We start from the raw sequence: 5,215 nt of genomic DNA, 5'->3' as shown, positions 1-5,215 counted from the left end.
TAGATGCCAGACACATCCACTCCGTCAGGAGGTCCTCCCCATTTCAAGCAGGCACGCCGTCAACAACCTCCGAGGTCACAACACCTAGGCTTAGGGGCATGGCTCGTGGTCGCGGATCGTCGCGTCGTGCGCAACCGCTTCCGGCGTTGCGCATGCCACCGCGCATCCAGACCGGGCCGGACGGCTACGACTACGTGGTGCAGTCCATCGCCGGGGCCCGGGCGGTCAAGATCTATCGGTGCCCCGGGTGTGACCATGAGATTCGTTGCGGCGTCGCGCATGTGGTGACATGGCGGGCCGACTCAAGTGATGCCGCCGGCGAGGACCGCCGGCATTGGCATACCCCGTGCTGGGCGAACCGGGACAACCGGCGCCCGACGCGCAAGTGGTCCTGAGGCGTCAGTGCGACGCCGGGGCCTCGCCCGCCGGCTCGACCAGCTCGACCAGCACGCCGCCGGCGTCCTTGGGGTGGATGAAGTTGATGCGCGAGTTCGACGTGCCGCGCCGCGGGACCTCGTAGAGCAGGCGAACGCCCTGCTCGCGCAGCCGCTCGGAGAGGGCGTCGATGTCGCTGGTGCGATAGGCCAGCTGCTGCAGGCCGGGGCCGCGCTTGTCCAGGAACTTCGCGATGGTCGACGTCTCGTCGATCGGGGCCATCAGCTGAATCTGCGCGCTGCCGACCGGGGCGCCGCGCACCGTCAGCATCGCCTCGACGATGCCCTGCTCCTCGTTGACCTCTTCGTGCAGCACGATCATGCCGAGCTTGTCGTGGTACCACTTCTTGGCAGCTTCGAGGTCGGGGACCGCGATACCGACGTGGTCGATGGCGGTCACCAAGGCCGAAGCCAGGGCGGGGCGTACCTCGCAGGAGTCAGCGACGGATTCGGTCGTCATAAAGCAACGGTAACCTGGGCGGGAACATCGCGCTGAGCCGACCGGAAGATCGGCATCCAAAGACCTGCCCAGGAGGTAGTAATGACGACATCGGTGATCGTTGCTGGGGCTCGGACCCCGATCGGCCGCTTGATGGGTTCGTTGAAGGATTTCTCCGGCAGTGACCTGGGTGCTGTTGCCATCGCCGGGGCGCTGGAGAAGGCTCAGGTCCCGCCGTCGCTGGTGGAATACGTCATCATGGGCCAGGTGCTCACCGCCGGGGCGGGCCAGATGCCGGCCCGGCAGGCGGCGGTGGCGGCCGGCATCGGCTGGGACGTGCCCACCCTGACCATCAACAAGATGTGCCTGTCGGGAATCAACGCCATCGCCATGGCCGACCAGCTGATCCGTGCCGGAGAATTCGACGTGGTGGTGGCCGGCGGCCAGGAATCGATGAGCAAGGCCCCGCACCTGTTGCTGGACAGCCGGTCGGGCTACAAGTACGGCGACGTGACGGTGCGCGACCACCTCGCCTACGACGGCCTGCATGACGTCTTCACCGACCAGCCGATGGGTGCGCTGACCGAGCAGCGCAACGACGTGGACAAGTTCACCCGCGCCGAGCAGGACGAGTTCGCCGCCGAATCGCACCGCAGGGCCGCCGCGGCCTGGAAGGACGGCGTGTTCGAAGACGAGGTGGTGCCGGTGAAGATCCCGCAGCGTAAGGGCGATCCGCTGGAGTTCACCGAGGACGAGGGCATCCGCGCCAACACCACCGCGGAGTCGCTTGCCGGGCTCAAGCCGGCGTTCCGTTCCGACGGCACCATCACCGCCGGCTCGTCGTCGCAGATCTCCGACGGCGCCGCCGCCGTGGTGGTGATGAGCAAAGCCAAGGCGCAGGAGCTGGGCCTGGACTGGCTGTGTGAGATCGGGGCGCACGGGGTGGTCGCCGGGCCGGACTCGACCCTGCAGTCGCAGCCGGCCAACGCCATCAAGAAGGCGATCGCCCGCGAGGGTATCTCGGTCGACCAACTCGACGTGGTGGAGATCAACGAGGCGTTCGCGGCGGTGTCGCTGGCCTCGACCCGGGAGCTGGGCGTGGACCCCGCCGTGGTCAACGTGCACGGCGGCGCGATCGCCGTGGGGCACCCGATCGGGATGTCGGGGGCGCGGATCACCCTGCACGCCGCCCTGGAGCTCAAGCGGCGCGGCTCGGGCTACGCGGTGGCCGCGCTGTGCGGTGCCGGCGGCCAGGGGGACGCGCTCATCCTGCGCGCCGGGTAGCGGCTGTCCTGCCCTTTGCGGTGTTGCCGGCGCCGGGGCGGTGTCCCGCCCCCGTCTCGTGTGATCTTCGTCATAGCGGGGTGGGGGCGCGGGCAAACGGCCCTCGGCGGCGCCGTGCGGGCGGCGTGACAGACTTGACGGCGTGACGCGTCCTCGACCCCCGATCGGACCGGCCTTGGCCGGAGCAGTGGACTTGTCCGGCCTCAAGAAGCCGGCTTCATCCGGCGGCGCCGCCGGCGGCACCGTCGCCGCCCCGCCGGGCGCCACCGAGATCACCGAGGCCAACTTCGAAGACGAGGTGCTGGTCCGGTCCAACCAGGTGCCGGTGGTGGTGTTGCTGTGGTCGCCGCGCAGCGAGGCCTGCATCCAGCTGGCCGACACCCTGGCCGCGCTGGCGCAGGCCGACAACTCCGGCGGGCCGGCCAAGTGGGCGCTTGCCACCGTCAACGTCGACGTCGCCCCGCGGGTGGCGCAGGTGTTCGGCGTGGACGCGGTGCCCACCGTGGTGGCCCTGGCGGCCGGCCAGCCGATCACCAGCTTTCAGGGCCCCCAGCCCCCCGAGCAGTTGCGCCGCTGGGTGGACTCACTGGTGTCGGCCACCGCGGGCAAGCTTGCCGGCGACGCCGAGCAGCCCGAGCAGGTGGATCCGCAGCTGGCGCAGGCCCGCGACCACATCGACGCGGGCGACTTCGCCGCGGCGCGCGACGCCTACCAGGCTCTGCTGGATGCCGACCCCAACCACAACGAGGCCAAGGGTGCGCTGCGCCAGCTCGCCTTCCTGGAGCGGGCGACCAGCCGGCAGCCCGATGCGCCGGCCCGCGCCGACGCCGACCCCGACGACATCGAGGCCGCTTTCGCCGCCGCCGATGTGCAGATCCTCAACCAGGACGTCACGGCCGCCTTCGACCGGTTGATCGCTCTGGTGCGACGTACCTCAGGCGAGGAGCGGACCCAGGTGCGGACCCGGCTGGTGGAGCTGTTCGAGCTGTTCGACCCGGCCGATCCCGAGGTCATCGCCGGCCGGCGCAACCTGGCCAACGCGCTGTACTGACACCGGTCGAGTCTCCAGGGCTCGCGGTAGTGGCCGTGGCCCGCGGGCTACTCCGGGGCGAGCCACACCGCCGACAAGGCCGGTAAGACCAGCACCGCCGAGGCCGGCCGGCCGTGCCACGGGCTGTCGGTGGCCTCGACTCCGCCCAGGTTGCCCTGACCCGAACCGCGATAGCCGGCCGCATCGGTGTTGAGCACTTCGCGCCAGCGGCCCGCCCGTGGCAGCCCGAGGTGGTAGTCGGTGTGGGCGACGCCGGCGAAGTTGAACACGCAGGCCAGCACCGAACCGTCGGTGCCGTAGCGCAGGAAGCTCAGCACGTTGTTGGCCGAGTCGTTGGCGTCGATCCACGAATAGCCGCGGGGTTCGGCGTCCTGGGTCCACAGGGCGGGCAGGACCCGGTAATGGGCGTTGAGGTCGCCGACCAGGCGCAGGATGCCGGGGGAGTAACCGTCGGGCTCGACGGCGGGATCGAGCTGAAACCAGTCGACGCCGCGTTCGTTGCACCACTCGCTGCGCTGCCCGAACTCCTGGCCCATGAACAGCAACTGCTTGCCGGGGTGGGCCCACTGGTAGGCCAGCAGGGCGCGCAGGCCCGCGGCCTTGTGGTGGTCGTCTCCCGGCATCCTCGACCACAAGGTGCCCTTGCCGTGCACCACCTCGTCATGGCTGATCGGTAAAACGTAGTTCTCGCTGAACGCGTAGAGCATCGAGAACGTCATGTTGTGGTGGTGATAGCTGCGGTGCACCGGATCATGACCCAGATAGGCCAGGGTGTCGTGCATCCAGCCCATGTTCCATTTCATCGAAAACCCGAGGCCGCCCAGGCCGGTGTCCCGGGTGACGCCGGGCCAGGAGGTGGACTCCTCGGCAATGGTCACAATGCCCGGCGCGACCCGGTGGGTGGTCGCGTTGAGCTCCTGCAGGAATTGCACCGCCTCCAGGTTCTCCCGGCCCCCGTAGATGTTGGGGGTCCACTGGCCGTCTGGCCGCGAGTAGTCGAGGTAGAGCATCGATGCGACGGCGTCCACCCGTAACCCGTCCACGTGGAACTCGGTCAGCCAGTACAGGGCGTTGGCGACCAGGAAGTTGCGCACCTCCGGTCGGCCGAAGTCGAACACGTAGGTGCCCCAGTCGAGTTGCTCACCGCGGCGCGGATCGGAGTGCTCATAGAGCGGGGTCCCGTCGAACCGGCCGAGCGCCCAGTCGTCCTTAGGGAAGTGCGCCGGGACCCAGTCCACGATCACCCCGATACCGGCGCCGTGCAGGGCGTCGACCAGCGCCCGGAAGTCGTCCGGGGAGCCGAATCGGGCGGTCGGGGCGTAGTACGACGTCACCTGATAACCCCAGGACCCGCCGAAGGGATGCTCGGCGACCGGCAGCAGTTCCACATGGGTGAAGCCCCGGTGTGCGACGTATTCGGTCAGTTCCACCGCGAGCTGGCGGTAGCTCAGGCCGGGACGCCAGGAGCCCAGATGAACCTCGTAGGTGCTCATCGGCTCGTTCACCGGGTCACGCCGGGCGCGTTGGGCCATCCACTCGGCGTCATTCCACGTGTAGTCGCTCGAGGTCACCACCGATGCGGTGCGCGGCGGCACCTCGGTGGCGAAGGCAAAGGGGTCGGCGCGCTCGGTGACCGCGCCGTCGGCTCCGTGCACGCGGAACTTGTAGAGACCGCCGGTGGGGAAGTCCGGCCAGAACAGCTCCCAGACACCGGAGAACCCCAACGACCGCAGCGGTGCATTGTCACCGGACCACCCGTTGAAGTCACCGATCAGACTCACGCCGGTGGCGTTGGGGGCCCACACCGCAAAGGACACGCCGGACACCTCGCCGTCCGGTGTGGTGAAGGTGCGCCGATGAGCGCCCATCACCTCCCAGAGACGTTCATGGCGCCCCTCGGCGAACAGGTACAGGTCCAGTTCCCCCAAGGTCGGGGCGAACCGGTAGCCGTCGGCGACCAGGCACACACCGGTGGGTTCGGCGAACTCGGCCGAATCCGGGTAGTGC

The 5,215-nt window shown here is 69.2% G+C and carries 5 protein-coding genes; 3 read left to right on the top strand and 2 right to left on the bottom strand.

From position 1 onward, the window contains the following. Positions 1 to 98: 98 nt before the first annotated feature. Complete coding sequence (locus LI92_RS19590) at positions 99 to 395, top strand: Rv1322 family protein (protein WP_046321903.1); 297 nt, start codon at positions 99 to 101, stop codon at positions 393 to 395. Positions 396 to 399: 4 nt separating this feature from the next. Here the strand turns inward: LI92_RS19590 and mce are convergent, their stop codons facing one another. Then, positions 400 to 894, bottom strand: coding sequence for a methylmalonyl-CoA epimerase (gene mce / locus LI92_RS19585; RefSeq protein WP_046321901.1), 495 nt, complete (start codon positions 892 to 894; stop codon positions 400 to 402). An 81-nt stretch (positions 895 to 975) separates the two neighbouring features. On the opposite strand from mce, the gene LI92_RS19580 reads away from it, so the two are divergent. After that, a complete protein-coding gene (locus LI92_RS19580; RefSeq protein WP_046321900.1) occupies positions 976 to 2,157 on the top strand; it encodes an acetyl-CoA C-acetyltransferase in 1,182 nt (393 codons plus the stop codon). Positions 2,158 to 2,299: 142 nt separating this feature from the next. Continuing rightward, complete coding sequence (locus tag LI92_RS19575) at positions 2,300 to 3,208, top strand: tetratricopeptide repeat protein (RefSeq protein WP_046321899.1); 909 nt, start codon at positions 2,300 to 2,302, stop codon at positions 3,206 to 3,208. A gap of 47 nt (positions 3,209 to 3,255) precedes the next feature. Here LI92_RS19575 and glgB read toward each other — a convergent pair. Then, positions 3,256 to 5,215: 1,4-alpha-glucan branching protein GlgB (glgB, locus tag LI92_RS19570; RefSeq protein ID WP_046321897.1), on the bottom strand; the 1,960-nt coding region annotated here is incomplete at its 5' end.

Origin of the sequence: Mycobacterium sp. UM_Kg1 (genome assembly GCF_000972925.1) — a bacterium.
In the GTDB taxonomy this organism is placed as follows: domain Bacteria; phylum Actinomycetota; class Actinomycetes; order Mycobacteriales; family Mycobacteriaceae; genus Mycobacterium; species Mycobacterium hiberniae.
The sequence above is the reverse complement of the archived record's forward strand: the minus strand, read 5'-3'. Positions and strand labels throughout refer to the sequence as shown.